We start from the raw sequence: 26,444 nt of genomic DNA, 5'->3' as shown, positions 1-26,444 counted from the left end.
AATCGTCCATTCCTTCCCAAAGTTTGTCCCAGTGTAGCAGCGTCGCCAGGCGCTTCGATGCTTGGATGAGCGATACAGAAGCAATGGGACTTGGCAATCATTTAGTGCGATGTTATTTTGCCACCACCTAAAGAGCCGCTCTTCGACGGCTACTCCCTCAGTAAATACCCTCTGAACAACTGGCCAGTCTCTCGCAGGAAGCTCGAGCCTGTCATTCGCGGGAAAGTGTGATGTCGGATAGTGTCCATGCCGCTGCTCAGGCGTTCGTCTCGAGCGATCGGCTTACCTTGTTGCCTGATCGCCGGCAGTTCCTGACTGACCTGGGGCATCTGTTGCTCCAGCACCCGGATGAGTCGCGCTACCTGGTGCTGATCGATGCCATGGACACCGCCTGGGCCCACGACATGACCCTGGCCTTGGGTATGGTCCCGTTCGAGAACCTGCTGTGCTGCATTGCACGCCGTCTGGTGCGTCTGCGGGCAGGCCAGGGGAGGGTGTATCACATCGGCCGCAAGCGCTTTGCCTTTGTACTGGACGCGCAGCAAAGTGACGTCAGTGGCTACCTCGACATTCTCGTACACGCCTTGCGCTGCACCACCCAGATCGACGGCATGCCGGTTCGCCCCAGCGTACGCGCGGGCGTCGCGCCTTTCGTGATCAACTTCGAAGCAGTCCGCGATGCCCTGCGCAAGGCCATGTACGCCGCTGAACTGGCCCTGCTCGCAGGCCAGCCGTGGGCGTGGTACGACCCGGTGCGGGACAACGCTTACCGCCGGTCTTTCAAATTGGCTTCCGACGTTACCCAGGCGATGCGTGAAGGTCAGTTGCGCCTGGTGTTCCAGCCACGCTTCGCGCTGCACGAGGGTGAGCAGGTCAGCGCTGAAGCCCTGTTGCGGTGGGAGCATCCACGGCTGGGCCTGGTCTTGCCCGACGAATTCATTCCCGTGCTGGAAAGGAACGCGTTGATCCACAGCGTGACGCGCTGGGTGATCGACGCGGCATTGGCCAAGCTCGCCCAATGGCCGGCCACGCTCCTGACTCGGCTTTCGGTGAACCTGTCGGCGCTGGATTTCGACGGCCACGACATCACCCAGGTCATCAGCAATGCCTGTCGTACCCATGGCATCGACCCGGAACGTCTGGAGGTCGAGATCACTGAAGGTGAGTGGTTGCGCTCCAATCCGCAGGTGCTCAGCCAGCTGGCGGCCATCCGTGACCTGGGGGTGGATGTGGCGATCGATGATTTCGGTACCGGCTACAGCAATTTTTCCTACCTGCACGAGATCCCGGCCAACGTGGTGAAGCTGGACAAGTCGATGATCACTGGCCTGGAATACAGTCCGCGGCATCAGTTGATCGTCCAGGCGGTGCTGGAACTGGCCCGCAAACTGGGCTACCGAACGGTTGCCGAAGGCGTCGAAACCTTCAAGTGCATGCAGGTGATTCGTGCCTTGGGCTGCGATGAGGCCCAGGGCTTCTATTTCGCACGGCCCATGGTCGAACAGGAGTTCCTGGGCTGGAGCGGCGCTTCGCGCTTTCCATTGCGCAAATTGCTGGTGCCCACGCCGGAGTGATCGGGACCGTTCGCCCCCCCCGATGGCATGAAATGAAAATAGACGCTTTACTGTTCATGCATACAGTAGTAAAAATGCACCCATGAACAGATCACTCCCACTCACCGAAGTTTTTTCCCCACGCTGCCTGACCATGAGGGCAGGGCAGTGATGGGCGCCGTGGTCAGCCTGGAAGGGCTGATCGACCAACGTCGCGTCTGGCGCGGTCGCCAGGAGTCCAGCCCCAGCGGCGCGCAGCCGACCGGGCATGCCGCCCTCGACGCCGTGCTACCCAGCGGGGGTTGGCCACCGGCCGCACTCAGTGAAATCCTGCTGGCCGCCAATGGCTGTGGCGAATTGCAGTTGCTTTGGCCGACCTTGGCGCGTTTGAGCCAGGCCGGTGAACGAATCGTGTTGATAGCACCCCCGTTCATTCCCTACCCCCATGCCTGGATGGCGGCCGGTGTGCGCCTGCAACACCTGAGCGTGCTGCAAGCACAAGGCCGAGATGCCTTGTGGGCTGCCGAGCAGTGTTTGCGTTCCGGCAGTTGCGCAGCCGTGCTCTGCTGGCCGCAGAACCCCGACGACAAGGCATTGCGACGCCTGCAGGTAGCCGCCGAAACCGGCGAAACTCTGGCCTTTGCCTTGCGCGGGCAGCAGGCGGCGCACAACCCGTCGCCTGCTGCCCTGCGGCTGTCGCTGCAAGGGCCTGCCGGGCAAGTGCAGATTCTCAAATGTCGCGGCGGGATACCCCCTGCGATGCCCGTCACCTTCGTCAGTTACGCTTGAGATTGCCATGCTGTGGGCCTGCATTCTGCTGCCGCAACTGGCCCTCGATGCCGTGCTGCGCCAGCGCGACGATCCTCAGCAGCCGCTAGTCCTGGTCACCGGCCCGGTGCAGCGGCGAGTGCTGCAGGCGGTGAACCCAGCCGCCCGGGCCCTGGGTCTCAAACCGGGGCAGTCGCTCACCGCCGCCTACATGCTCAGCCGCGATTTTGCCACCGCGCCCTACGATCCGGCGCAGATCGAGCACTGGCAAGGCTTTCTGGCGGTGTGGGCCTATCGGTTCAGCTCCCAAGTCAGCGTGCACTATCCACGTGTGTTGCTACTGGAAGTGCAATCGACCATGGGCCTGTTCGGGCCATGGCCGCAATTCGAAGCGCGCTTGCGCGATGAACTGAACGCCCTGGGTTTCCGCCATCGCATCACCCTGGCGCCCAATCCGGCCGCGGCGCGGATGCTGGCCAATGCTTATGACGGTTTCGGCGTCGAAGATCCGGCTGCCCTGGTCGATGCCCTCCAGCGCCTGCCGGTGGAACGGGTGGGGTTGGCTGCCGATGACGCCACGGCGCTCAAGCGCATGGGCATGCGTCACCTGGGTGAGGTCTTGTCGTTGCCCAGGGCACAACTGGCCAGGCGATTCCCAGCCCAGGTGCTCAGCCATCTCGATACACTTCTGGGGCATCGCCCCCTGGCGCTGGAATTCTTCATTCCTGCGGACGTATTCGACCAACGCATCGAGCTCAATTTCGATGTGGAGTCGAACCAGGCTCTGCTGTTTCCCCTGCGACGCCTGATCAACGACCTGGCGGCTTACCTGGCGGGGCGGGATGTGGGGGTGCAGCGTTTTACCCTGCACCTCAAGCATGCGGACGGCGAAGACACGCGGGTCGAGGTGGGCCTGCTCGCGGCCGAGCGGGACGCGGCCCTGCTGTTCGAGTTGGCCCGCGGTCGCTTCGAGCATCTGCAGGTGCCACGGCCCGTGCAGGTCGTACGTTTGAGCGCGCTCGACCTGCCGCGCTTCGTGCCCGCCTGCAAGGAGCTGTTCGATCAGCGGCCGCAACAGACGCAGCCCTGGGAGCAGTTGCGCGAACGCTTGCGCGCACGCCTGGGCGACGATGCCATGCAGGATCTGCGCGCCCATGCCGACCATCGTCCGGAGCGGGCCTGGCGCAACGACGGTCCTTGGATGCCGGCCTCTTTGGACCTCAGTGCACAGCGACCCGGATGGTTGCTGGAGCAGGCCGAACCCTTGCCCGCCCATGACTTGCGCGTGCTGGCCGGGCCTGAGCGCATCGAATCGGGTTGGTGGGACGGTGGCGATGTGCGCCGTGATTACTACCTGGTCGAAACCTCGACAGGCCGGCGCGGTTGGGCCTACCGCTCGGTGGGCGATGACACGGCGCTGCTGTTGCAAGGCTGGTTCGCATGAGCCAGGGCTACGCCGAGTTGCACTGCCTCTCCAACTTCAGCTTCCAGCGCGGCGCTTCCAGTGCCCAGGAGCTGTTCGCCAAGGCGGCGGCCTTGGGTTATGAAGCGTTGGCGATCACCGACGAGTGCACCCTGGCCGGTATCGTGCGTGCCTGGCAAGCAGCCCAGGCTCACGGGATGACGTTGATCGTCGGCAGTGAGATGCGCATCGAAAACGGGCCCAAGCTGGTGTTGCTGGCGCAGGATCTGGGCGGTTATCAAGCCCTGTGTCGCTTGATTACCCTGGCCCGCCGACGTGCCGACAAAGGCCGGTATCGTCTGCTGCGCGAGGACCTCGACGAGGTCGAACGCGAAGGACTGCTGGCGTTGTGGATAGCCGATGAGCCTCATGAACTGGCCCACGGTCATTGGCTCAAGGGACGTTTTGCCGGCCGCCTGTGGCTGGCCGTGCAATTGCACTGCGGCGCGGATGATCAGCGGCGTCTGCGCGGTTTGCTTGATCTAGCAGGGACGCTGGGCCTGCCGGCGGTGGCCTGCGGCGACGTGCACATGCACGCCCGTGGGCGACGCGCCTTGCAGGACACGATGACCGCGATCCGCCATCACGTACCCGTGGCCGAGGCCGGACATGTGTTGTTCGCCAACGGCGAGCGGCATCTGCGCGGGTTGCCGCAACTGATCGACCTGTATCCGGCCGCGCTGCTTGAGGAAACCCTGCACATAGCCCGGCGCTGCCATTTCGACCTGGGCCAGCTGCGGTATCAGTATCCCCACGAGTTGGTGCCCCAGGGCCATGACGCAGGCTCCTGGCTGCGCCATCTGAGCGCCGAGGGTGCGCGCTGGCGCTGGCCATCGGGGGTGACCGCCGAGGTTCAGGCCTTGCTCGACAAGGAACTGAAACTGATCATCGAGCTGGGCTATGAAAGCTACTTTCTGACTGTGCATGACATCGTGCGGTTTGCTCGCGAGCAGTACATCCTTTGCCAAGGGCGCGGCTCGGCGGCCAACTCGGTGGTCTGTTTCGCCCTGGGCATCACCGAGCTGGACCCGCGCGACACGCACATGCTGTTCGAGCGCTTCATCTCCAAGGAACGCAACGAGCCGCCGGACATCGACGTCGATTTCGAGCACGAGCGGCGCGAGGAGGTCCTGCAGTACGTTTTTCGTCGCTACGGTCGCGACCGCGCCGCGCTGACCGCCGTCGCCAGCAGCTACCGGGGCCCCGGCGCGGTACGCGACGTCGCCCGGGCGCTAGGCCTGCCACCGGACCAGATCACCGCATTGGCCGATTGCTTCGGCCGCTGGAGCGACCACCTGCCCCCGGTCGAGCGGTTGGTCGAGGCCGGGTTCGACATCGACAGCCCGGTGCTCAAGCGGGTCATGGCACTGACCGAGCAACTGATCGGTTTCCCGCGTCACCTGTCCCAACATCCCGGCGGCTTCGTGATTTCCGAGCACCCTTTGCACACCCTGGTGCCGGTCGAGAACGCCGCCATGGCCGAGCGTACGGTGATCCAGTGGGACAAGGATGACCTAGATGCCGTGGGCCTGTTGAAGGTCGACATTCTGGCGCTGGGCATGCTCAGCGCGATTCGTCGCTGTTTCGACCTGGTGCGCGGCTACCGGGGCCTAGATCTGACCCTTTCGACCTTGCCCAAGGAGTGCCCGCAGACCTACGCGATGATCGGCCGGGCCGACACCATCGGCGTCTTCCAGATCGAATCGCGCGCCCAGATGGCGATGCTCCCGCGCTTGCAACCGCGCACGTTCTACGATCTGGTCATCGAGGTGGCCATCGTCCGACCGGGGCCCATCGTCGGCGACATGGTTCACCCGTACCTGCGCCGGCGCAATGGTCAGGAGAAGGTCAGCTACCCCTCTGAAGCCCTCAAAAAGGTTTTCGAGCGGACATTGGGCGTGCCCCTGTTCCAGGAACAGGTAATGGAACTGGCCATCGTCGCGGCGGGCTACACCCCCGGCGAGGCCGACCAACTGCGGCGCTCCATGGCCGCCTGGAAACGTCATGGCGGGTTGGAACCCCACCAGATCCGGCTCACCGAAGGCATGTTGAAAAACGGTTACACCCGCGAGTTCGCCGAACGCATCTTCGAGCAGATCAAGGGCTTTGGCAGCTACGGCTTTCCCGAATCCCATGCGGCCAGCTTCGCCCTGTTGACCTATGCCAGTTGCTGGCTTAAATGCCATGAACCTGCGGCCTTTGCCTGCGCCTTGATCAACAGCTGGCCCATGGGCTTCTACAGTCCCGACCAGATCCTGCAGGATGCACGTCGCCATCATCTGCAGATCCTGGCCGTGGACGTCTGCCACAGCGACTGGGACTGCAGCCTGCAACCCCGCACCACCGGGCAACCCGCTGTGCGCCTGGGGTTGCGCATGGTCAAGGGGCTGCGCGAAGAGGCCGGGCGTGCGGTGCAGCAGGCTCGCCTGGCCGGGCCGTTTCTGGACGTGACCGATCTGGCCCGTCGCTGTGGGCTGGACAACCGCGCGCTGGAACAGCTGGCCGACGCCAACGCCTTGCTTGGCCTGGTGGGTCACCGCCACCAGGCGCGCTGGGACGTGGCCAGTGTCGAGCAGCAGTTGCCCCTGTTTGCCGATGTATCGACTGCTCGCGAGGCCAGCGTGGCCTTGCCAGTGCCCAGTGTCGGCGAAGATCTGTATGCCGACTACGCCAGCCTCGGCACCACCCTGGGGCCACACCCGCTGGCCATGCTCCGCGAGCGCCTGCAGGGGTTGCGTTGCCGCAGCTCCCAGGATCTGCAGAGCCTGGCCCACGGTCGTCCGGTTACCGTGGCGGGGTTGGTCACGGGCCGCCAGCGACCGTCAACCGCCACCGGAGTGACCTTCGTGACCCTGGAAGACGAGTTCGGCATGATCAACGTGGTGGTCTGGCGTGACCTGGCCGAGCGTCAGCGGCGCGTGCTGGTGGGGTCGCAGATGATGCAGGTCAAGGGTCGCTTCGAGCACAAGGACGGCGTGCGCCATGTCATTGCCGGCCACATGGCCGATGTCAGCGCCATGCTCCACGGGCTGGATATCCGCAGCCGAGATTTCCGCTAGCCAGGCTGCGCGGGGCAGGCAAATGCAGTATTGTTGTGTCCATTCGTAAAAGCCTGTGCTGTTCAGGCGATCGCCAAAGGGTAGAGGGTGTCATGGGTCACGAAAGCATCAACTGGGACAAACTGGGTTTCGACTACATCAAGACCGATCTGCGCTACCTGTCGCACTGGCGCGACGGTGAATGGGATCAGGGCAACCTGACCGAAGACAATGTGTTGCACATCAGCGAAGGCTCCACTGCACTTCACTATGGGCAGCAGTGCTTCGAGGGCCTCAAGGCCTACCGTTGCAAGGATGGTTCGATCAACCTGTTCCGCCCTGACCAGAACGCTCTGCGCATGCAGCGCAGTTGTGGTCGCCTGTTGATGCCGCAAGTCCCCACCGAGGTGTTCATCGAAGCCTGCCGCAAAGTGGTCGCGGCCAACGAGCGCTTCATTCCGCCCTATGGTTCCGGCGGTGCCCTGTACCTGCGTCCTTTCGTGATCGGCGTAGGTGACAACATCGGCGTGCGCACTGCACCCGAGTTCATCTTCTCGATCTTCTGCATTCCGGTCGGCCCTTACTTCAAGGGCGGCATGAAGCCGCACGATTTCGTCATCTCCGGCTACGACCGCGCTGCGCCCAACGGCACCGGTGCCGCCAAGGTCGGTGGCAACTACGCTGCCAGCCTGATGCCGGGCTCCAACGCCAAGAAAGCCAACTTCGCCGACTGCATCTACCTGGATCCCCAGACACACACCAAGATCGAGGAGGTGGGCTCGGCCAACTTCTTCGCGATCACCCAGAACGACGAGTTCGTGACCCCGAAATCGCCGTCGGTACTGCCCGGCATCACCCGTCTGTCGTTGATCGAGCTGGCGCAATCGCGCCTGGGCCTGAAAGTGATCGAAGGTGATGTCCTGATCGATCAGCTCGACCAGTTCAAGGAAGCCGGTGCTTGCGGCACCGCGGCGGTGATCACCCCGATCGGGGGTATCGAATACAAGGACAAGCTGCACGTGTTCTACAGCCAGGAAGAAGTGGGGCCGTTCACCCAACGCCTGTACAAGGAATTGACCGGCATTCAGGCCGGCGACGTGGAAGCACCCGAGGGTTGGATCGTCAAGGTCTGATGCTTCAGGGCAGGCCGGCATCTGCCGCTCGGCCTGCCCTCTATCCCGCCGCCGCTCGCTCGAGCGGCAACCGCCTCTTTTTCCAGCCGCATCGCAACGGTCGAAATCCGGCTAGCTCACCCCAACAGACGTGTCTGAAAGAAAACGCGGTCGTACTCTGTACGCGCTTTTTCCATGGCCTGTACTTCGCGTCGCTTGTCTGCCCGTATCAGTCCGACAAAGACGATAGCCGCGAGAACAGACAGTGCGCACCAGCCCAGCAGAAAGGTAATCATGGGTCTCTCCTGTTGATCGCCCGCGCAGGGAGAATCCCCTGCCAATCCTGTATCGGCCTGATGGCACAATGCTTTATACCGAATGTCGGATCAGGTCAGCGGGCGCCTTCAGGGAAATCCGCGACGGATGCAACGATAACCTTCCGTCGTACTCTCAATGTAGGACACTTTTCGAGGGCAAGTAACGATGACGACGCCGGACAAGGACTACATCCAATGGCTGGTCGACCAGTCCATGCTGCACACGGCCAAACAGCGCGCCAAGCTGTACGCCGGACAGGCACGGCTGTGGCAGCGACCCTACGCCCAGGCCAGACCTCGGGACGCCTCTGCCATTGCTTCGGTGTGGTTCACTGCCTACCCAGCTTCCATCGTGACCCGCGAAGAGGGCTCGGTGTTGCAGGCCCTGGGTGACGAAACCTTGTGGCATGCGCTGTCCGAGATTGGTATTCAGGGCATTCACAACGGCCCGTTGAAGCTCTCCGGTGGCCTGCGCGGACGTGAACGCACGCCCAGCGTGGACGGCAACTTCGACCGCATGAGCTTCGACATCGACCCTGAACTGGGCACCGAAGCCGACATGATCCAGCTCAGCCGCATGGCCGCCGCGCACAATGCCGTAGTCATCGACGATGCGATCCCGTCGCACACCGGTAAAGGCGCGGATTTCCGTCTGGCCGAAATGGCCCATGCGGACTATCCGGGTCTGTACCACATGGTCGAGATCAAGGAGGAGGACTGGGGGCTGTTGCCTGAGGTGCCGGCGGGTCGCGATGCGGTCAACCTGACCCCGGAAGTCTGCGACATCCTCAAGGACAAGCACTACATCGTTGGCCAGTTGCAGCGGGTGATCTTCTTCGAACCGGGCGTCAAGGAAACCGACTGGAGCGCCACCCCAGTGGTGGTCGGCGTGGACGGCAAGCCGCGGCGTTGGGTGTACCTGCACTACTTCAAGGAAGGTCAGCCTTCACTCAACTGGCTGGACCCGACCTTCGCCGCGCAGCAGATGATCATTGGCGATGCGCTGCATTCCATCGACGTGATGGGCGCTCGCATTCTGCGCCTGGATGCCAACGGTTTCCTGGGGGTCGAGCGGCGTGCCGAGGGCCCGGCCTGGTCCGAAAGCCATCCGTTGTCGGTCAACGGCAACCAATTGCTCGGCGGTGCCATTCGCAAGGCCGGGGGTTTCAGCTTTCAGGAGCTGAACCTGACCATCGACGATATCGCCTCCATGTCCCACGGCGGCGCAGACCTGTCTTACGACTTCATCACTCGTCCGGCCTATCAACATGCGCTGCTGCTGGGCAATACCGAGTTCCTGCGGCTGATGCTGCGGCAAGTGCATGCTTTCGGCATCGACCCGGCTTCGCTGATTCACGCCTTGCAGAATCACGACGAGTTGACCCTGGAGCTGGTGCACTTCTGGACCCTGCACGCTCACGATACCTACCTGTACCAAGGCCAGACCTTCCCCGGCAACATTCTGCGCGAGCACATTCGCGAAGAGATGTACGAGCGCCTGGCCGGTGAGCACGCGCCCTATAACCTCAAGTTCGTGACCAACGGGGTTTCTTGCACCACTGCCAGTATCATCACGGCGGCGCTGGGCATTCGCGACCTGGAGGCGATCACCGAGCAGGACATCAAGCAGATCCAGCACATTCACCTGCTGCTGGTGATGTACAACGCCATGCAGCCTGGCGTATTCGCGCTGTCGGGCTGGGACTTGGTCGGCGCCCTGACTCTGCCGGCCGACGAAGTCGCGCATCTGATGGAAGACGGTGACACGCGCTGGATCCACCGTGGAGCATACGACCTGGTAGGCCTTGATCCAACAGCAGAGTTCTCCGCCGGGAACATGCCGCGTCCCAAGACCCTGTACGGCAATCTGGTCGATCAACTGCAGCGTCCAGACAGCTTCGCTTCGCAGCTGAAGAAAATCCTGGCGGTACGGCGAGCCTACGACATCGCAGCCAGCAAGCAGATTCTGATCCCGGATGTGCAGCATCCCGGACTGTTGCTGATGGTGCATGAACTGCCAGCGGGCAAAGGCACGCAGATCACTGCGTTGAACTTCAGCAACGAGCCGATCGTTGAGACCTTGCATCTGCCAGGCATTGCGGCAGGTCCGGTGGTGGACATCATCAACGAGCGGGTCGAGGGCGATCTGACCGAAGACGGTGAATTCACCATCACCCTGGACCCGTATGAGGGCCTTGCCCTGCGTGTGGTGAGTGCCTCGCCGATCTGATGGGTTGCAGGCGCCGATGCGTACACCGCATCGGCGCCTGGAAAGCAAAATCCGGAAAGCACTGAGGGGAGCCTAGGCTCCCCTCAAGGTTTTTCTGCATGCTCTGTTTTTATTATTGAGGGGCGACCTGTTGTTGTAGTTGTCGGTCGTGACCCGTACCGCGTGTTGTGCGATCCCCATGCGGGATCAAGAGCAAACGTATTTTTTTGAGCGCTGATCTGCTTTCATCATCGATCCAACCAGTGGGTATCTACTGAACGTAGTTTTATTGTTCTCTACCTGGCTGCGGGGCAGGCCCCTGAAAAGCCCATCTTCTCCAAAAAAATCTGTTAGCTACGTCTCTGTCGCGTTTGTTCTTGTTATGTCAGAGTCGTTTCGTCTTGTTGTTATTGGTTTGTCGCGTTGTTGTTATTGTTGTACGTAAGTTATAGCAGGGTGCGTGCCAACTTTTTAAATCTTTTTATAATCAATGGCTTAGGATTTCTGCGCAAACGTGGTGCGACAGAGTGACGCAGATTTGTTCCCATGTTACCCGCTTCGCGTTCCCCATCGGCAGGACCGGTAACACTTTGTGTCCGGGTCGCGCACAGGTGACACCCTGACGGCTATGGGTTGATCCACACTTCCACCCGACGATTCTTGATTCGCCCCTCATCGACCTCATTGGTCGCCACCGGCAGCTGCGCACCCAGGCCCTGGATGTCGCGCAACACCACGCCGGCCTTGACCAGCTCCCGGCGCACCGCCATGGCTCTGAGCCGAGACAGCAACACGGCGCGGGCCGGATCGTCCTTCGCATCGCCAAAACCTACCAGCGTGGTTTTTTTCTGCAGCAAACCATGACGGCCAAGGTAGTCCTGCACCCGAACCACATCGGCCAACGCTTTGTTATCCAGCGTGGCACTGCCCTCGGCGAAGCGAAAGCTGACTGACAGGCGCAGGCCGTCACGGGCCAGTTGCCGGTAGAGCAGGGGCATGTCGGGCGAAGTCGGGACGCTCATGGCCTTTACCGTTTGCGCCACGAAGCCCTGGCTGGCGACGATGCCCTGGCCCGCTTCGCTCTGGGCGAAGGCGATCAGCGCGTCGGCCCAGGGCGAAGGGCGTGTGGGCACGCTGTACAGGTAGAGCCGTCGGCTCAGCGGATAGTCCTGGGTTGCGATCAAGCTGACCGTAGGCGCCATGGGCTGGCTGGCGCCGTCGACGATCGCCAGCGCTCGTGCTTTGCGCACCGAGGCCAGGCCGATGAAACCGATGGCTTGGCGATCGGCACTGACCCGATCCGACAGCTGCTCGCTGGACTCCAGCCTCAGCGCGTGGCTGCTCAGTCGGCCGCCATAAGGGCTCAACACCTGGTCGCGGAAAGTCTCCCACGTGCCCGAGCGATCGTCCCGTGCCAGTACATGGATCGGTCCACGGCCACCGAGCACGCGCCAGTCGTCGATCTCGCCACTGAACACCTGGGCAAGCTGCTGCGTTGTCAGTTGTCGAAGGGGATTGTCCGGATGAACGATGACCGCCACGCCATCGATGGCGATCACGTGTTCAGCGGCATAACTGGTCAGGTCACCCAGAGGCGCCAATCGGGCACGCTCCAGGTCACTGATCGGTCTGGATGAAGCGGCCAGATCTGCCTGGCCGCCCAGCAGACCGTCGAAGCCGGTGCTGGAACCGTGGGCGGCGATGGCAAAGCGCAGCGGTGAGCCATTCGGCTCGTGCGCGGTAATGAGTTGCTCGCCCGGAGCCGGGGTGAACGTCTGGATATCCTGCAGGCCGCGGGCTTCGAGCAGGCCGCGCACCAGGGCTGGGAGCAGCGCCGCACCGAGGGTATTGGAGCCCTGGATGCGCACCGTGTCCGGGCCGGCGAGGGCGCCGCTGCACAGGCTCAGGATGCACAGCATGAAAAACAGACGGCGCATGGCGGACTACCGGGTCGGGAAGCCTCGCAGATTAAGTCAGTCATGTTGCAGAGCGATGACAGCCGCTATTGCTGCGCGCGTGGTTTGCGGCCGATGACCGCTCCTACGGGAGCATCAGGATCACACCTTGCGCTTGACCGATATCGACGATGCCGCGCTGATCACCAGATCGGCATAGCGCTTGGTATCGCGCTCCGGGACCCATCGCGAGCGAGAGACCGCCAGGTTCACCGCGCCGATCCCGCGGCCGTTGCCATCGACGATGGCCGCCGCGGTGGAAACATCGCCATAGAAGAACTGGTCTTCGGTGTGTGCATAGCGCCGCTGGCGAATCTGCTCGATGCTGGCCCAGATCTGCCCACGATCGGTGATGGTGGCCGGTGTGTGCTGGACGAACTGGCTGCGGTCGAAGATATCGTTCACTTCATCGTCACTGTAGGTCGCCAGCAACGCCTGACCGGGCGCGGTGCACCAGGCCGGCAGACGGGTACCGATGATGACGCTGGCGTTGAACACGTGCCGGCTGACGATGCGTTGCACGTAGACGATGTCGGTGCCGTCGAGCACCGTCAGGTTGGTCGCCTCTTCGGTATCCGCGCTCAACTGTTGCAGATAGGGTGCGGCGCGGGTCACCAGTTCGCTGGACGTCAGGTAGTGATAGGTGAAATCCAGCAGCCGCGGCGACAGCTCGTACTTCTTGCTGCTGTCCTTGTTCAGATAGCCCAAGGTCGCCAGGGTGTGGGTGAAGCGCTGGGCAGCGCTGAGGTCCATGCCGGTCAGTGCGGCGATGTCGGACAGCGACAACTGGCGCTGGCTGCCGTCGAAGGCCATGAGCACTTTCATGGCCTTGTCGACGGACTGCACGTAGAGCGAGGAGGCCGTGGGATCGGCAGGTGGGGTCTTCGGGGTACGGGCCATGAACGCAACACAGTGGTGAAAAAACCGATTATCCGGCAGATGCCTGGTACTTTCTATCGCTATTCACTAGAACGTTACTGTGCACGTCGGGCCTGGTCCCGCATTCAACTGCGGCTGTCCCAGGCCAGGCTGGCGTCCTTGGGCAGCAAGTGTTTCTTAATGCGTTCGCTGGGGGTCAACTCGAACCTCTCCACTTGCCGGTAGTAGCGTGGCAATTGATAGGAGGCGCACCGGCGAGCGGCCCATTCGAGCATGGCTGGCCAGTCCGAGGGGGTATCGGTCTGCAGTTGCACGTACAGCAGGATTTCCTGCTCGCCGACCGTCGACTCGACCCCGATCGCGGCGCAGGCCTGCACCGCTGGATGCCCACTGAACACCCGCTCCACCTCCCAGGCAGACACGTTCTCGCCACGCACGCGCATGCTGTCGGTACGACGACCGACGAAGAACAGGTCGCCCTCGGCATCCATGCGAGCCATGTCTCCGGTGAACAGGCGGCCTTCGCGCAAGGCGCTGGCCGTCGCTTCCGGGTTGTCGAGGTAGCCGGGCAGAAAGACGCCGTCGACCTCGCTGGCGAGTACGATTTCGCCCAATTGCCCGACTTCGACGGGCTTGCCGTAGGAGTCCAGCAGTTCCAGGCTCAGCCATGGCAAGGCGCGGCCGATCGAGCCGGGCTTGCCGGTGCGGTTCAAGGTGGCGAAGCTGGAACATTCGGTCATGCCATAGCATTCGCGCAGCTTGCAGCCGAAACGCTGCTCGATCGCCGCCCAGTTGGCCAGGCTGACACCCGCGCCCCACAGGGTGCGCAGAGCATGGTGGGCAGGCCACTGCTGTTCGGGTTGCTGCATGAGGATATCGATGATCCCGCCCAGATAATGCAATTGCGTGGCCTGCACTTGCACGCACTGCGCCCAGAACTTGCTTGCGGAAAACCGCTGCACCACGTTCAGGCTGACCTCGGCCAGAAAGGGCATCAGCAGCATCTGCGCACCGCCGATATGGCACAGCGGTTCCCACAACAGCAGACGATCGCCGGCCTTGACGTCGGCGACCTGCAATACCGCCTCACTGGCGATGCGCAACATGCGGTGGGTAAACACCACGCCCTTGGGCGCCCCGGTGGTGCCGGAGGTGTAGATCACACAGAGCGTCGCCTCGGTCGCACTGTCTTCCAGGCGCAGGGGCGCGGCCGGGCAGGCCAGCGCCTGTTCGTGCAGCGTGGTGATGTCGACACAGTCAAGCTCGCCTGCGGCACTGCTCGCCAGGCGCTCGGCGAACTCGGCGTCGCCCACCACGAGGTCCGGGCGGGCATGTTCGAACGGGTAGTCCAGGCCCGGCCCGCGCAGCTTGGTGTTGATGGGAATCCACACCAAGCCGCTGAGGATCAGTGCATAGATCAATACGATCTGGTCGTCGCTGTTGCCCAGCATGACCGCGACCCGGTGCCCGGCCCGCAGGCCACGTTCGGCCAGTACCTGTTGCAGCGCGGCGACCCGCTGGCGCAATTCCCGTGTAGTCAGGGAACGACCTTCGAACGTGACGCGTACAGCGTCGTCATCAATCATCAGGCCAGCATGAATAAGCGGTGCGGTGGTCAGTTGATCCTGACTGATGCGATGCGGGAAGAATCGAGTGTATGGATGCATCGTTCAGAGCCCTTGACGTTTGGAGTTGGAGCGCCGCGAGACCCACTGGGCGATCACGGCAAACAGCACGATGAACACCAGCAAGGTGGTGGAAACCGCAGCCAGGGTCGGCGTCAGCGCCAGTTGGATGCTGTCCCACATCTGCTTGGGCAAGGTGGTATTGATGCCGCCACTGACGAAGATGGCGATGGTCAGGTCGTCGAACGAGGTGATGAAGGCCAGCAGGAAGGCCGAGACCAGGCTCGCCGACATCAGCGGCAGGGTCACCGTGCGCAGGCGAGTGAATGCGCCGGCACCGAGGATCCGCGCAGCATCGTCCAGACGCCAGTCGTATTGCTTGAAGGCCGCGGACAGGGTCACCACCACATAGGGCAGGGCCAGCACGGTATGGCCCAGTACCAGGCCGATATCCTTGCCCGCCAGCCCCAGCCGGGAAAACAGGTAGAGCAGGCCGAGGGCGATGACGATGCGCGGCACGATCAGCGGTGCGATGAACAGGGCGAACAGGCCCTTGCGCCAACCCGCGCTGACCCGTGTCAGTGCCAGGGTCGCGCCAAAGCCCAGCACCAGGGCCAACAAGGCCGTGGCCACACTGACGCCCAGCGAACGCAACAGCGCCGCCTGCCATACCGCGGACGTGAAGAATTCTTCGAACCACTTCAGGCTGAACAGCTTGGGTGGAAAGGCAATGAACGGGCTGCTGGTGAAGGCCAGCGGGACGACCACCAGCACTGGCAGGATCAACAGCATGACCAACAACACGCTGTAGCCCGTGAGCAGCACACCGTCGCCACTGCGCCGGGGAGCGTTGCCCTTGCCCGAAAACAGATGCCCGAGCCAGATCAGCATCTGCAGGCCGCGCCCGGACTGGCGCTCCTTGGGCGCCTCGCCGCCCAGCGACGACAGCCCGGCGATGCGATCGTAGATCACGAACACCACCAGCGAGCAGGCCAGCAGCACCACCGAGAGGGCGCCGGCAAAGTTCATGTCGAACAGATCGAGCACCGAGGAAATCACCAGTTGCGCCACCATCATTTCCCGTGGCGAACCCAGCAGCGCAGGCACGATGAAGAAGCCCAGACTGGTGATGAACACCAACAGCCCAGCGGCGGCAATGCCCGGCGCCGACAGCGGCAGGAAGATGCTGAAGAAACTCATCGATCCGCTGGCGCCCAGGGTCTGCGCGGCGGGCGCCAGGCGTTGGTCGATGCTGCGCATGATCGGCAGCAGGGTGATCACTGCCAGCGGCAGCATCGAATGCACCATGCCGATGAGCACCCCGGAAAGTGCCGGGACCAATCCGGACGGATTGTCCAGCACATCGGCGGCCAGGGTGGTCAGCAGTCCTTTGCGCGACAGCAGCAGCATCCATGCGTAGGTCTTGACCAGGTAGCTGGTCCAGAACGGCAGCATGATCCACAGCAACCAGCGCTCGCGGCCCATGGGCGAGAGGCGAGTCAGCAGGTACGCCACCGGGTAGGCCAGCAGTACCGACAACAATGCCGTCAGCGCCGAGATCCAGAAGGTGATGCCCAATACGCGCGCATACACCGGGGTCGAGGCGATCCGTTCGAAGTTGCCCAGGCTCAGCTCGCCGCTGGCGTTCTGAAAACTGCCCATGAGCATTTCCGCGACCGGCAACAGAAAGAACAGCGCCAGGAACAGCAGGGCTGGGATGGCTGGAATCAGGCCCTTGCGCCAGCTCATGACACGGCCTGCGCAGGCAGCAGGGTAGCCCGGGTCGAGTCCCAGGCGATGCCCACCGGGTCGCCGATGCGGGGGCTGAGGTCGCGTGAACAGCGCACGCTGAAGCGGTTGCCCGAGGGCAGTCGGACCAAGGCGCGGGTGTCACTGCCCAGGAACACGCATTCATCCACGGTGCCTTGCAGCAGGCCAGCGGCGGGATCGGTGAGGCGCGCGGCTTCAGGCCGGATCAGCAGAAACGCCTCGGTCCCTGCGCTGGGCGCCTGGTGCCCGGCGCATCCGGTCAAATCCAGCCGTTGCCCTTCGACCTGCAGGTGACCAGCACCGTCGCGCTGGCCCTGCAACAGGTTGGAATGACCGATGAATTCGGCTGCAAAGCGTGTGGCCGGCCGATCGTACAGTTCTGCTGGCGTCGCCAGCTGCTCGATCCGCGCCCGATTCATCAGGCAGATGCGGTCCGACAGGGTCAGCGCCTCTTCCTGATCGTGGGTGACATAGATGAACGTGGCTCCCAGCTCCTTGTGCATGCGGCGGATTTCCAGCTGCATGTGCTCGCGCAGGTTCTTGTCCAGCGCGCCCAGTGGTTCATCGAGCAGGATGATCGAGGGTCGATAGGCGAAGCAGCGCGCCAGGGCGATGCGCTGCTGCTGGCCACCGGACAATTCGTTCGGGTAGCGATGGGCGAAGTCCTCCATGCGCACCATGGCCAGGGCATCGTCGACTGCCTGGCTGACCTCGGCCTTGGGGTACTTGCGCATGCGCAAGCCGTAGGCCACGTTGTCGCGCACGCTCATGTGCGGAAACAGCGCGTAGCTCTGGAACACCAGGCCGATGCCGCGTTTGCCGGGTGCGATGTGGGTCGCCTCCTGGCCGTCGATCAGTAACTGCCCGCTGTCGGGCGGGACCAACCCGGAAATCATCTGCAGCAGGGTGGTCTTGCCCGAGCCCGAAGGCCCGAGCAGGGTCAGGAATTCGCCTTCACGCACCTGAATATCGGTAGGTTGCAGGGCGACGAACTGACCATAGGTCTTGCCCAGGCCACGGGTTTCAAGTTTCACGCTCATGCATCGACTCCCTTACGACAAGATCCAGGCGTTGAACCGCTCGGTCACGGCGGTGCGGTGCTCCGCCCACCAGGCCGGGCTGGGCAGGCGCATGTGTTCCAGGTTCTGCGGCGCAGTGGGCAACAACGCTGCGCGCTCGGGGGCGATGAACTCGAACGACTTGCGGTTGGTGGGGCCGTAGGCCAGCGTGTCGGTGAAATCGGACTGGCGCTTGGCATCGGCGCAGAAGCGTACGAACTGCTTGGCCATGTCGGCATGTGGCGTGCCCTTGGGAATCGCCCAGCCTTCGATGGAGTACAGCCCCTGGTTCCAGACGATCTGTACCGGAGCGCCATTGTCGATGGCCGCCTGGGCGCGGCCGTTCCAGGCCGAGATCATGTCGACTTCGCCGCTCTGGATGGCCTGCATCGCCTGCGCACCGGAGGTCCACCACAGGTCGATGTGCGGTTTGATCTTGTCCAGACTCTTGAAGGCGCGGTCGACGTCCATCGGGTACAGCTCGTCGAGGCCGACGCCGTCGGCCAGCAGTGCCTGTTCCAACGTGTCCAGGGGGCTGCGGCGCAGGCAGCGACGGCCAGGAAACTGCTCGACGTTCCAGAAGTCCGCCCAGCTCTGCGGGCCCTTGCCATCCTTGAAGGTGTCCGTGCGGTAGGCCAGCACGGTGGAGTACACATCGACGCCCAGGAAGTTGGGGGTGATCGCTTCGGGCAACAGGTCGGGGTATTCGCTGGCCGACAGACCGATGGGTTCGAGAAAGCCCTGGGCTTCGAGGTAGGGGATGTCGGCGGAAATGGTCAGGGTGGTGACGTCCCAGACATAGTTGCGGGTTTTCACCATGGCCGAAAACTGCGCCACGGGTTGTGATTCGCGGGCGACGCTGATGATCTTGATGCCTGTGGCCTTCTCGAAAGGGTCGTAGAAGGCCTTGCGGTAGGCCTCGGTGTAGGGGCCACCGGGATCGGAAACGATGATCTGTTTATCGGCGGCGCGGACTACGCTGGGCAGACCGCAGACCAGAGCGACGGTGGCACCGGCCTTGAGCAACTGACGGCGTCCGGGGTTGGAAGGTGTGTGCATGACAGTCTCCTACAAAAAACGAATGGATCGTTGGGTAGTCAGGACGTCGGCAGTCAAGGTGTTGCATAAAGCCGGGGTAGGTACATGGCCGCCGCCGTGCGTAGTGCGATCTATGGGAGCGATCCCTGTGGGAGCGGGTCTCCACGGTGTATCAGTGACTCCGCGTCGCCACCTTCGCGGGCAGAGCCCGCTCCCACAGTGTGGGGCGAACCCTGTGGGAGCGGGTCTCTGCCCGCGAACGGGCCCTCCCTGGTGTATCAATGACTCCGCATTGCTGCCTTCGCGGGCAGAGCCCGCTCCCACAGTGTGAGAGCGAACCCTGTGGGAGCGGGTCTCTGCCCGCGAACGGGCCTCCACGGTGTATCAGTGCCTCCGCGTCGCTGCCTTCGCGGGCAGAGCCCGCTCCCACAGTGTGGGGGCGAACCCTGTGGGAGCGGGTCTCTGCCCGCGAACGGGCCATCCCTGGTGTATCAATGACTACGCATCGCTGCCTTCGCGGGCAGAGCCCGCTCCCACAGTGTGAGAGCGAACCCTGTGGGAGCGGGTCTCTGCCCGCGAACGGCCCTCCCCGGTGTATCAGTGCCTCCTCATCGCCGCCTTCGCGGGCAGAGCCCGCTCCCACAGTGTGGGGCGAACCCTGTGGGAGCGGGTCTCTGCCCGCGAACGGGCCTCCACGGTGCATCAGTGCCTCCGCATCGCTGCCTTCGCGGGCAGAGCCCGCTCCCACAGTGTGAGAGCGAACCCTGTGGGAGCGGGTCTCTGCCCGCGAACGGGCCTCCACGGTGTATCAGTGCCCCCGCATTGCTGCCTTCGCGGGCAGAGCCCGCTCCCACAATATGGAAGAGAACCCTGTGGGAGCGGGTCTCTGCCCGCGAACGGGCCTCCACGGTGTATCAGTGCCTCCGCAGCGCCACCTTCGCGGGCAGAGCCCGCTCCCACAATATGGAAGAGAACCCTGTGGGAGCGGGTCTCTGCCCGCGAACGGGCCTCCGCGGTGTATCAGTGCCTCCGCGTCGCTGCCTTCGCGGGCAGAGCCCGCTCCCACAGTGTGAGAGCGAACCCTGTGGGAGCGGGTCTCTGCCCGCGAACGGGCCTCCACGGTGTATCAGTGCCTCCGCATTGCTGCCTTCGCGGGCAGAGCCCGCTCCCCCAGTGTGGGAGAGATCCCTGTGGGCGCGCTCCCACTGTTAATCTGCTTTCAGAAGGTAGGCCAGGTTTTACTTGGCCCGCGCCTTGAAGAAGGCTTCCATCATGCGTGCCGGCTCGCCGGAGTCGTACGCTTCCTTTTGCAGGCGTCGGCCGGCTTCGATGCAGTCCTTGAAGCCCGGCTCACTCATTTCGCGGAATCGCTGCTTGTCCAGGCGCATGGCGATCGGTGGCTTGGCGGCCAGTTCTTCGGCGATTTCAAGCGCCTTGCTCATCACCTGATCGGCCGGGACCAAATGGTGAATCAAGCCGATCTGCTTGCATTCATCGGCATTCATCAAGCGGCCGGTCAGTGTCAGCTCGATGGTGCGCGACATGCCCAGCATGCTGTTCATGATCCAGGGACCTGTGGTGCTGGGAATGCCCGAGTTGATCTCTGGCTGGCCCATGCGCACGCCGGGGTGGCCGATGCGGATGTCGCCCAGCAGCGCGACCTGGAACGCTGAACCCGCAGCCGTGCCGTTGAGCGCGATGATGAGGGGCTTGGACAGGCCGCGCAGCGTGGCGTAGTAGCGCTCCCATTCACCCACCCATTCCACGGCGCGATCGCCGTCGAAATCATGAGCTTCGGAAAGGTCCTGACCTGCGGAAAACGCTCGGTCGCCAGCGCCGGTCATGATCACGGCCTTGATGGCGGGGTCGGTGTTGTATCCGTTCAGGGCTTCGATGATTTCGTTACGCATCGGCGTGGTCCAGGCATTGAGTACCTCCGGACGATTGAGGGTGATGACAGCGACGGGGCCTTTTATTTCTAGCACAATGTCTGACATGTTTATCTCAATGCGATAGTTGATGTGGAATAACGATAGAATTATCCCGCTGGATGCGCAACAGGTTTGTGTGGATTATTGGCAAAGCGCGCACGATCGAAGAGGCCACCGCACTCAGATCGACGCGCACACGGTGGCAGCGGTCAGTGGCCGAGAAGAGGGCGGTGCGGTGTATCAGGTGTTATACGGTGAGATTTTCGCAGCCGATGATCGCTCCCACGCGGGGGGGTGGGAGCGGATCATGGAGAGGGGGGATCAGGTCACAACGCGGTAGCAGGGCACATAGGCTGCGCCACCCGGCAGTTTCATGCGATGCTGCTCGACGAACGCCTGCAGCAACTTGTCCAGCGGCTCCATGACTGCGGCATCGCCACGGATCTGGTACGGCCCGTGTTCTTCGATCAGGCGAATGCCCTTGTCCTTGACGTTGCCCGCCACGATGCCGGAAAACGCCCGGCGCAGGTTGGCCGCCAGCTGATGCGGGGGCAGGGCGCGGCGCAGTTCCAGGTTGGCCATGTTGGCGTGGGTCGGGTCGAAGGGACGCTGGAAACTTTCCTCGATCTTCAGCAGCCAGTTGAAATGGAACGCGTCATTACGCTCGCGGCGGAACGATTTGACCTTCTTCAACGACTCGGTCATCTCCCGTGCCACGTCGGCCGGGTTGTCGATGATGATCTGGTAGTGCTCCCGCGCCGCCTCGCCCAACGTCGCCACGACGAAATGATCCAGTTGCTGCAGATACGCCTCGGCGCTCTTGGGCCCGGTCAGGATTACTGGGAACGGCAGCCCCTGATTGTCCGGGTGCATCAGGATGCCCAGCAGGTACAGGAATTCCTCGGCCGTGCCCGCGCCGCCGGGGAAGATGATGATCCCGTGACCGACGCGCACGAACGCTTCCAGGCGCTTCTCGATATCGGGAAGAATGACCAGCTCGTTGACGATCGGATTCGGCGCTTCCGCCGCGATGATCCCCGGCTCGGTCAGCCCCAGGTAGCGTCCGCCGCTCATGCGCTGCTTGGCATGGGCGATGGTCGCGCCCTTCATCGGGCCTTTCATCACGCCAGGGCCGCAGCCGGTGCAGATGTCCAATTTGCGCAGGCCCAGTTCGTGGCCGACTTTCTTGGTGTACTTGTATTCGTCCGAATTGATCGAGTGGCCACCCCAGCACACCACCATCTTGGGCTCTAGGCCGGCTCGCAGGGTGCGGGCGTTGCGCAACAGATGAAAGACGTAGTCGGTGATGCCCTGGGAGTCGCTCAGGTCGATGCGCTGGCTGTGCAGCTCGCTTTCGGTATAGACGATGTCGCGCAGCGCGCTGAACAGCATTTCGCGAGTGCTGGCGATCATTTCGCCGTCGACGAAGGCATCGGCCGGAGCGTTCAGCAGTTCCAGGCGAACACCGCGGTCCTGCTGGTGGATGCGCACCTCGAAATCCTGATAGGCATCGAGGATGGTCTTGGCGTTGTCGACATGGGCGCCGGTGTTGAGGATGGCCAGGGCGCACTGGCGAAAGAGGGTGTAGGTGCTGCCCGAACCGGCGGCGCTGAGTTGCTGGACTTCACGCTGGGAGAGGGTTTCAAGGCTGCCCTTGGGGCTGACCGAGGCATTGATCACATTTCTTGGGGCCATTCTATATTCCCTTAACGCACTGTAGCGCGGCCACACGGGCCGCCCCATCTGGATAATGAGCGACTTCACCGGCCCCAGGCTGTCTGTCTTTCAAACCTGGGCGCCGGGTCTGCTTGTCCTGTTGATGAAAAACCGTTTCCTCCTGGGCATGGGGCTGATCGACACTGGTCTCATCTTACTCCGCGCCGCTGCGCGTCGGTCAACGTCCGTCGCCAGAAAAACTCCAATGCAGTGAATCGCTTGGCAGCGCACCGCGTTACCTGTGACACTTACGGGGACCGAGTCGTGAACCTTACCCCCGCACACCCGGTCGATAGCTGCGGCCCACCCTTTTACAGAGGCCGCTTTCGGGTCAATGCTGTGGATACCTGCCAGCGATTGTCTTGGCCCGTCTACTTTCTGGAGAACACCCCGTGATATTGATCAGACCCTCGGCCACGCTCAAAGCATGGGGCGCCCACGGCTTCACCGCCACCGGCGTGGTGCTGGCCTTTCTTGCCACACTGGCGCTTTTCGATGGCCAGCCGAAGATCTGCCTGCTGTGGCTGGGCCTGGCGCTGGTGGTCGACGGCGTCGACGGCTCGCTGGCGCGCAAGCTCAACACGCAGTCGGTACTGCCACACTTCGACGGCTCCACGCTGGATCTGGTGATCGACTATCTGACCTACGTGTTCATTCCGGCGCTGTTCATCTACCGCTACATTCCCTTGCCCGAATTCACCATGCTGATCACCGTCAGCATCATCCTGGTGTCGTCGCTGTTCTGCTTCTGCAACGTCAACATGAAGAGCAAGGACAACTACTTCGTTGGATTCCCGGCGGCGTGGAACGTGGTCGCGCTGTGCATGTACATCATTTCGCCGTCGCCGTGGGTGGCGCTGCTCAGCGTGATCGGTCTGGCCCTGCTGACCGTCACCAAGATGAAGTTCCTGCACCCGTTTCGGGTTCGTCGCTTCATGGCGATCAATATCGCCGTAACCTCGATCTGGCTGCTGTGCACCTTCGTGCTGATCCTCAATCATCCGGCCAGCAACCCGGTGGCGATGGGGCTGTGGAGCCTGATGTCGGCGTACTTCCTGGGCATCTGCGTCTGGCGCACAGTGGTCGAATGGCTCGGCCGCCTGCGCGCCTGATGCCTGGATTCAAACGCCGGGCAGGTTGAGCATCTCGATCCACAGGGCGCCTTTGCCTGAAGGCGCCTCCCCGGTACGGGTCAGCGCGCCCTGCGCCCCCACTGCGTAACTTCCCACCTTGTCGGCTTTCTCGCCGGTCACCAGCAACCAACGTCCACTGGGTGAGAAGGCGATGTTGCGCGGTTGTTTTTCCTGCAAGGGATAATTGCCCTGGAAGCTCAAAGTACCGCTGTTCGGATCGGCCTTGAATGCCGAGACGGAGCTGGTGGTGCGCTCGGTGATGTAGATCAACTGACCATCCGGCGACACGCGAATGTCCGCCGCCCAGATCCTCGGCGTAGGGTCGTCCTTGAGGTCGTTGTTGGCCGCGTTGCGGATTTCGCCCTGTACCAGATTCAGAGATTTGGGCACGCCTTCGGCATGGGCCACTTTGGTCAGAGCGCCTGTCTGCGAGTCGATGGAAAAACTGTCGACCGTACCGCTCAGCTCACCCACTACGTAGAGAAACTTGCCTCCTGGCGCGAATGCGATGTGTCGCGGGCCGCTACCGGCTGTCACCGACGCATGGGCAGGGCCGATGGGCTCCAGTGCGCCGCTCTCCTGGTCGAAGGAGAACTGCATCACCTTCTCATCCCCGAGCGAGGTGGCGTAGACGAAATGGTTGCTGGGGTCGCTGCGCACCGAGTGGGCATAAGGGCCGGTAGGGTAGACCTTGGTCTCCTTGGCCGGGCGATGCTCCGCATCGATGGCTTGTACGGTGAGTACGTTGTCCCCGTAGGAGGCCCCCATCAGGTAGCGGCCGCTGCGATCCGTGCTCAGGTAGGCCAGGCTGGCAGCGAGCGGTGCTTCGGCGGCGGCGGTCAATTGGCCAGTGCCGGGGTCGATGCGGTAAGCGATCACTCGAAAGGGCTCGACCCGCAATGCGGCATACAGGGTCGTATTATCGGGGCTGAGGGCCATGGGATTGACCTTGTCGCCAGCCGGAGTCTGGTGCAGCAGGGTCAGGGAGCCGGTGGTTTCGTCCAGGCGGTATTGGGAGATCATGCCGTCGTCGGGGCTTGAGATGTAAGCGAAGGTATTGGCCTGGGCCATACCGCCCGCGCAACCGATGGCAGCGGCAAGAAGCAAATGTTTACGCATGGATGATCCTCGGTTTTGTTGTTGTGATCAGTCATCCTATGAGTGCACTGCACCGAAGTAAAGAATTCCACCTTTCCCTGTAGCAGCGGCGCAAGCCGCTTCGGTCGCCTCCGCGACAGGTCAGTGTGATCGCGGTGTTGCCGGACGCGGCTTGCGCCGCTGCTACAGGGGTGAGGATTACAGGCTGGAACGCAGGGGAATTTCTTCGCGCATGATGTGGTTGCCTTCCTCGGGGTTGCCGATCATCTCGTCATGGGCGTTACCCTGCACCAGGAACAACTTGATGTCGGCGACACCGGCCAGCACCTTGCGTGCTTCCTCGACCGAGGCGACGTGAATCGTTGCGCCATTGTCACTGGCCACCGGCTGGGACACACCCTCCAGGATGGCATGCAGCACGTAGGAGCCACCTTCCATGGAGACCAGGTTCACTTCGTGGATTTCGCCATTGTTGACGTGGCTACTCAATTTATCGATGTTCATGCGCGACCTCGAAATGGCGGGATGGACCGGAATGGCCATCGCTCTTGCCCCATGCAAGGTTTGAGGCTGGCCACGCTGAGGGAGTTCCATCGCGCGGCACCTCGCGCGCGCCGCGTCAGATCTTCCAGCGACTCGCGGTCTTGGCCAATCGTTGCTGCAGCCCGTCGAGGTTATTGACCAATTGCAGCGTCAGCAGCCGATACCCGATCAGCTCACCGGGCACCACGTTGGGCGCGTCCGCATCGACGCTGGCGTAGTTGCGCTCAAGTCGCTCGGTTGCGCCATCGCGCAGGGCGCGGGCCATGCCTACCAGTTGTCGACGAATGTGCCGGTGCTCACCGCTCAGGCACTGCTGCAATTGCGCCATGGCGTTGCGGTCGGTCCCGCTGGGGCGCAGGTTGGCGAGGATTTCCAGGGTGCTCAGGCACATGCGGAAATGACCCTGGATCGCGTCCAGCTCGGTCATGGAGATCTTCACTTCCTTGGACACGGACGGCAGCAGCGAGCGCAGCTGGACCATGTTCGCGTTGAGCTTGGCCATCAGCTTGAGGTGTTCATCGGCCGACACCGGTTGGCCACTGACGATCCGACTGTGGATGGTCGCGCAGCCGCGCAATCCGGTGGCCAGGTTGTAGCGCCAGGAATACACGGCGTAAAGCGGAAGGGCGAACGAGAACGCCAGGGCCAGGGCGATGCCGATGAGGATGTCGACGGTGCGCCACAGGCCGTCGGTGATCGGATTGTCGCCATGACCGGCGACGATGAACAACGTGATGGCCGACAACAGTGCCGTGTAGCCGCCCTTGCCGATTGCATGGTAGGCGAAGAAGCCGCAGGCCACCGACATCAGCAGGTAAGTGACGATGGGCAGTTCGAAGTAGTTCTGCTGGGCCACCACGGCCAGCCCGAGCGCGGCGCCGATGAGGGTGCCGTAGGCACGTTCCACTGATTTCTTGCCGATATTGCCATGGTGCTGGAGGCCGCCGATGACGATCAGCAGGGTGACCGATGCCCACTCGCCGTGAGGCAGGTTGAAGCCACTGGTCAGCAGGATGGACACCAGCAAGGCGGCGACGATGCGCGCGGCGTGGATCAGGCGCGCGTGCCGGTAACGACGGTAGGGATCGAGCAACGGCCGCAGCACGCGGCGCAACCAGAAGGGTAGAGCAATGGATTTGAATGCATTCATCCGTTAAATGACCATGGGTACCTGGAATAAGTCCGCCACACAGCTGTCGACTCTGGGCTGGAAGGTAAATTGTGTCATGGCTGCGGCCA

19 protein-coding genes are annotated in these 26,444 nt (G+C 62.8%); 7 read left to right on the top strand and 12 right to left on the bottom strand.

The window, feature by feature from the left end:
- Positions 1-230: 230 nt before the first annotated feature.
- The 5 genes from BLV18_RS10810 to BLV18_RS10790 all read left to right on the top strand — a co-directional run bounded on the left by BLV18_RS10810 (position 231) and on the right by BLV18_RS10790 (position 7,954).
- Complete coding sequence (locus BLV18_RS10810; RefSeq protein WP_090358434.1) at positions 231-1,574, top strand: putative bifunctional diguanylate cyclase/phosphodiesterase; 1,344 nt, start codon at positions 231-233, stop codon at positions 1,572-1,574.
- Positions 1,575-1,724: 150 nt separating this feature from the next.
- Positions 1,725-2,342 carry a translesion DNA synthesis-associated protein ImuA gene (gene imuA, locus BLV18_RS10805; RefSeq protein WP_090358432.1) on the top strand — a complete coding sequence of 206 codons (618 nt, stop codon included), beginning with the start codon at positions 1,725-1,727 and terminating at the stop codon, positions 2,340-2,342.
- Positions 2,343-2,349: 7 nt separating this feature from the next.
- Complete coding sequence (locus BLV18_RS10800; RefSeq protein ID WP_090358430.1) at positions 2,350-3,765, top strand: Y-family DNA polymerase; 1,416 nt, start codon at positions 2,350-2,352, stop codon at positions 3,763-3,765.
- Positions 3,762-6,842, top strand: a complete 3,081-nt coding sequence (locus tag BLV18_RS10795; RefSeq protein ID WP_090358428.1) for an error-prone DNA polymerase — start codon at positions 3,762-3,764, stop codon at positions 6,840-6,842. The genes BLV18_RS10800 and BLV18_RS10795 overlap by 4 nt, the downstream gene beginning before the upstream one ends.
- Positions 6,843-6,934: 92 nt before the next feature.
- On the top strand, positions 6,935-7,954 hold the full coding sequence (locus tag BLV18_RS10790) for a branched-chain amino acid aminotransferase (protein WP_090358426.1): 1,020 nt from the start codon (positions 6,935-6,937) through the stop codon (positions 7,952-7,954).
- Positions 7,955-8,070: 116 nt separating this feature from the next.
- Here the strand turns inward: BLV18_RS10790 and BLV18_RS22365 are convergent, their stop codons facing one another.
- Complete coding sequence (locus tag BLV18_RS22365; RefSeq protein WP_167375935.1) at positions 8,071-8,229, bottom strand: hypothetical protein; 159 nt, start codon at positions 8,227-8,229, stop codon at positions 8,071-8,073.
- 187 nt (positions 8,230-8,416) lie between these two features.
- On the opposite strand from BLV18_RS22365, the gene treS reads away from it, so the two are divergent.
- The gene (treS, locus tag BLV18_RS10785) at positions 8,417-10,480 is read left to right on the top strand and encodes a maltose alpha-D-glucosyltransferase (protein WP_090358424.1); all 2,064 of its coding nucleotides are present in this window, start codon (positions 8,417-8,419) and stop codon (positions 10,478-10,480) included.
- Positions 10,481-11,085: 605 nt separating this feature from the next.
- Here the strand turns inward: treS and BLV18_RS10780 are convergent.
- The 8 genes from BLV18_RS10780 to ppnN all read right to left on the bottom strand — a co-directional run bounded on the left by BLV18_RS10780 (position 11,086) and on the right by ppnN (position 22,410).
- The gene (locus tag BLV18_RS10780) at positions 11,086-12,396 is read right to left on the bottom strand and encodes a substrate-binding domain-containing protein (protein ID WP_090358423.1); all 1,311 of its coding nucleotides are present in this window, start codon (positions 12,394-12,396) and stop codon (positions 11,086-11,088) included.
- Between the two features lie 120 nt (positions 12,397-12,516).
- The gene (locus BLV18_RS10775) at positions 12,517-13,314 is read right to left on the bottom strand and encodes an IclR family transcriptional regulator (RefSeq protein ID WP_201782759.1); all 798 of its coding nucleotides are present in this window, start codon (positions 13,312-13,314) and stop codon (positions 12,517-12,519) included.
- A 104-nt stretch (positions 13,315-13,418) separates the two neighbouring features.
- On the bottom strand, positions 13,419-14,960 hold the full coding sequence (locus tag BLV18_RS10770; protein WP_090358421.1) for an AMP-binding protein: 1,542 nt from the start codon (positions 14,958-14,960) through the stop codon (positions 13,419-13,421).
- Between the two features lie 3 nt (positions 14,961-14,963).
- Positions 14,964-16,667: an ABC transporter permease subunit gene (locus BLV18_RS10765; protein WP_090358419.1), complete on the bottom strand. Its 1,704-nt coding sequence runs from the start codon at positions 16,665-16,667 to the stop codon at positions 14,964-14,966.
- Positions 16,664-17,728: an ABC transporter ATP-binding protein gene (locus tag BLV18_RS10760; protein ID WP_090358417.1), complete on the bottom strand. Its 1,065-nt coding sequence runs from the start codon at positions 17,726-17,728 to the stop codon at positions 16,664-16,666. Before BLV18_RS10760 ends, BLV18_RS10765 begins: the two co-directional genes overlap by 4 nt.
- A gap of 12 nt (positions 17,729-17,740) precedes the next feature.
- Positions 17,741-18,805 (bottom strand): ABC transporter substrate-binding protein, encoded by a 1,065-nt coding sequence (locus BLV18_RS10755; protein ID WP_090358414.1) that lies wholly within the window; start codon positions 18,803-18,805, stop codon positions 17,741-17,743.
- A 1,217-nt stretch (positions 18,806-20,022) separates the two neighbouring features.
- Entirely contained in the window at positions 20,023-20,781 is a 759-nt protein-coding gene (locus BLV18_RS10750; RefSeq protein WP_090358412.1) for an enoyl-CoA hydratase/isomerase family protein, read from the bottom strand.
- 255 nt (positions 20,782-21,036) lie between these two features.
- A complete protein-coding gene (gene ppnN, locus BLV18_RS10740) occupies positions 21,037-22,410 on the bottom strand; it encodes a nucleotide 5'-monophosphate nucleosidase PpnN (RefSeq protein WP_090358408.1) in 1,374 nt (457 codons plus the stop codon).
- 413 nt (positions 22,411-22,823) lie between these two features.
- Here ppnN and pcsA point away from each other — a divergent pair, with 413 nt between their 5' ends.
- Complete coding sequence (pcsA, locus tag BLV18_RS10730) at positions 22,824-23,543, top strand: phosphatidylcholine synthase (RefSeq protein ID WP_049859507.1); 720 nt, start codon at positions 22,824-22,826, stop codon at positions 23,541-23,543.
- A gap of 9 nt (positions 23,544-23,552) precedes the next feature.
- On the opposite strand, the gene BLV18_RS10725 is transcribed toward pcsA, so the two are convergent.
- The 3 genes from BLV18_RS10725 to BLV18_RS10715 all read right to left on the bottom strand — a co-directional run bounded on the left by BLV18_RS10725 (position 23,553) and on the right by BLV18_RS10715 (position 26,355).
- Positions 23,553-24,683 (bottom strand): lactonase family protein, encoded by a 1,131-nt coding sequence (locus BLV18_RS10725; RefSeq protein ID WP_090358404.1) that lies wholly within the window; start codon positions 24,681-24,683, stop codon positions 23,553-23,555.
- A gap of 177 nt (positions 24,684-24,860) precedes the next feature.
- Entirely contained in the window at positions 24,861-25,166 is a 306-nt protein-coding gene (locus BLV18_RS10720) for a DUF6482 family protein (protein WP_049859509.1), read from the bottom strand.
- Positions 25,167-25,281: 115 nt separating this feature from the next.
- Positions 25,282-26,355 carry an FUSC family protein gene (locus BLV18_RS10715; protein WP_090358403.1) on the bottom strand — a complete coding sequence of 358 codons (1,074 nt, stop codon included), beginning with the start codon at positions 26,353-26,355 and terminating at the stop codon, positions 25,282-25,284.
- Between the last annotated feature and the right edge of the window lie 89 nt (positions 26,356-26,444).

It is taken from the genome of Pseudomonas coleopterorum (genome assembly GCF_900105555.1).
Classification (GTDB): Bacteria; Pseudomonadota; Gammaproteobacteria; order Pseudomonadales; family Pseudomonadaceae; genus Aquipseudomonas; species Aquipseudomonas coleopterorum.
The sequence above is the reverse complement of the archived record's forward strand: the minus strand, read 5'-3'. Positions and strand labels throughout refer to the sequence as shown.

What these genes read in the sequence shown, in the direction of transcription:
- BLV18_RS10810 (WP_090358434.1), top strand. Translation starts at nt 231, where the DNA reads ATGTCGGATAGTGTCCATGCCGCTGCTCAGGCGTTCGTCTCGAGCGAT.
- imuA (WP_090358432.1), top strand. Translation starts at nt 1,725, where the DNA reads ATGGGCGCCGTGGTCAGCCTGGAAGGGCTGATCGACCAACGTCGCGTC.
- BLV18_RS10800 (WP_090358430.1), top strand. Translation starts at nt 2,350, where the DNA reads ATGCTGTGGGCCTGCATTCTGCTGCCGCAACTGGCCCTCGATGCCGTG.
- BLV18_RS10795 (WP_090358428.1), top strand. Translation starts at nt 3,762, where the DNA reads ATGAGCCAGGGCTACGCCGAGTTGCACTGCCTCTCCAACTTCAGCTTC.
- BLV18_RS10790 (WP_090358426.1), top strand. Translation starts at nt 6,935, where the DNA reads ATGGGTCACGAAAGCATCAACTGGGACAAACTGGGTTTCGACTACATC.
- BLV18_RS22365 (WP_167375935.1), bottom strand. Translation starts at nt 8,229, where the DNA reads ATGATTACCTTTCTGCTGGGCTGGTGCGCACTGTCTGTTCTCGCGGCT.
- treS (WP_090358424.1), top strand. Translation starts at nt 8,417, where the DNA reads ATGACGACGCCGGACAAGGACTACATCCAATGGCTGGTCGACCAGTCC.
- BLV18_RS10780 (WP_090358423.1), bottom strand. Translation starts at nt 12,396, where the DNA reads ATGCGCCGTCTGTTTTTCATGCTGTGCATCCTGAGCCTGTGCAGCGGC.
- BLV18_RS10775 (WP_201782759.1), bottom strand. Translation starts at nt 13,314, where the DNA reads ATGGCCCGTACCCCGAAGACCCCACCTGCCGATCCCACGGCCTCCTCG.
- BLV18_RS10770 (WP_090358421.1), bottom strand. Translation starts at nt 14,960, where the DNA reads ATGCATCCATACACTCGATTCTTCCCGCATCGCATCAGTCAGGATCAA.
- BLV18_RS10765 (WP_090358419.1), bottom strand. Translation starts at nt 16,667, where the DNA reads ATGAGCTGGCGCAAGGGCCTGATTCCAGCCATCCCAGCCCTGCTGTTC.
- BLV18_RS10760 (WP_090358417.1), bottom strand. Translation starts at nt 17,728, where the DNA reads ATGAGCGTGAAACTTGAAACCCGTGGCCTGGGCAAGACCTATGGTCAG.
- BLV18_RS10755 (WP_090358414.1), bottom strand. Translation starts at nt 18,805, where the DNA reads ATGCACACACCTTCCAACCCCGGACGCCGTCAGTTGCTCAAGGCCGGT.
- BLV18_RS10750 (WP_090358412.1), bottom strand. Translation starts at nt 20,781, where the DNA reads ATGTCAGACATTGTGCTAGAAATAAAAGGCCCCGTCGCTGTCATCACC.
- ppnN (WP_090358408.1), bottom strand. Translation starts at nt 22,410, where the DNA reads ATGGCCCCAAGAAATGTGATCAATGCCTCGGTCAGCCCCAAGGGCAGC.
- BLV18_RS10725 (WP_090358404.1), bottom strand. Translation starts at nt 24,683, where the DNA reads ATGCGTAAACATTTGCTTCTTGCCGCTGCCATCGGTTGCGCGGGCGGT.
- BLV18_RS10720 (WP_049859509.1), bottom strand. Translation starts at nt 25,166, where the DNA reads ATGAACATCGATAAATTGAGTAGCCACGTCAACAATGGCGAAATCCAC.
- BLV18_RS10715 (WP_090358403.1), bottom strand. Translation starts at nt 26,355, where the DNA reads ATGAATGCATTCAAATCCATTGCTCTACCCTTCTGGTTGCGCCGCGTG.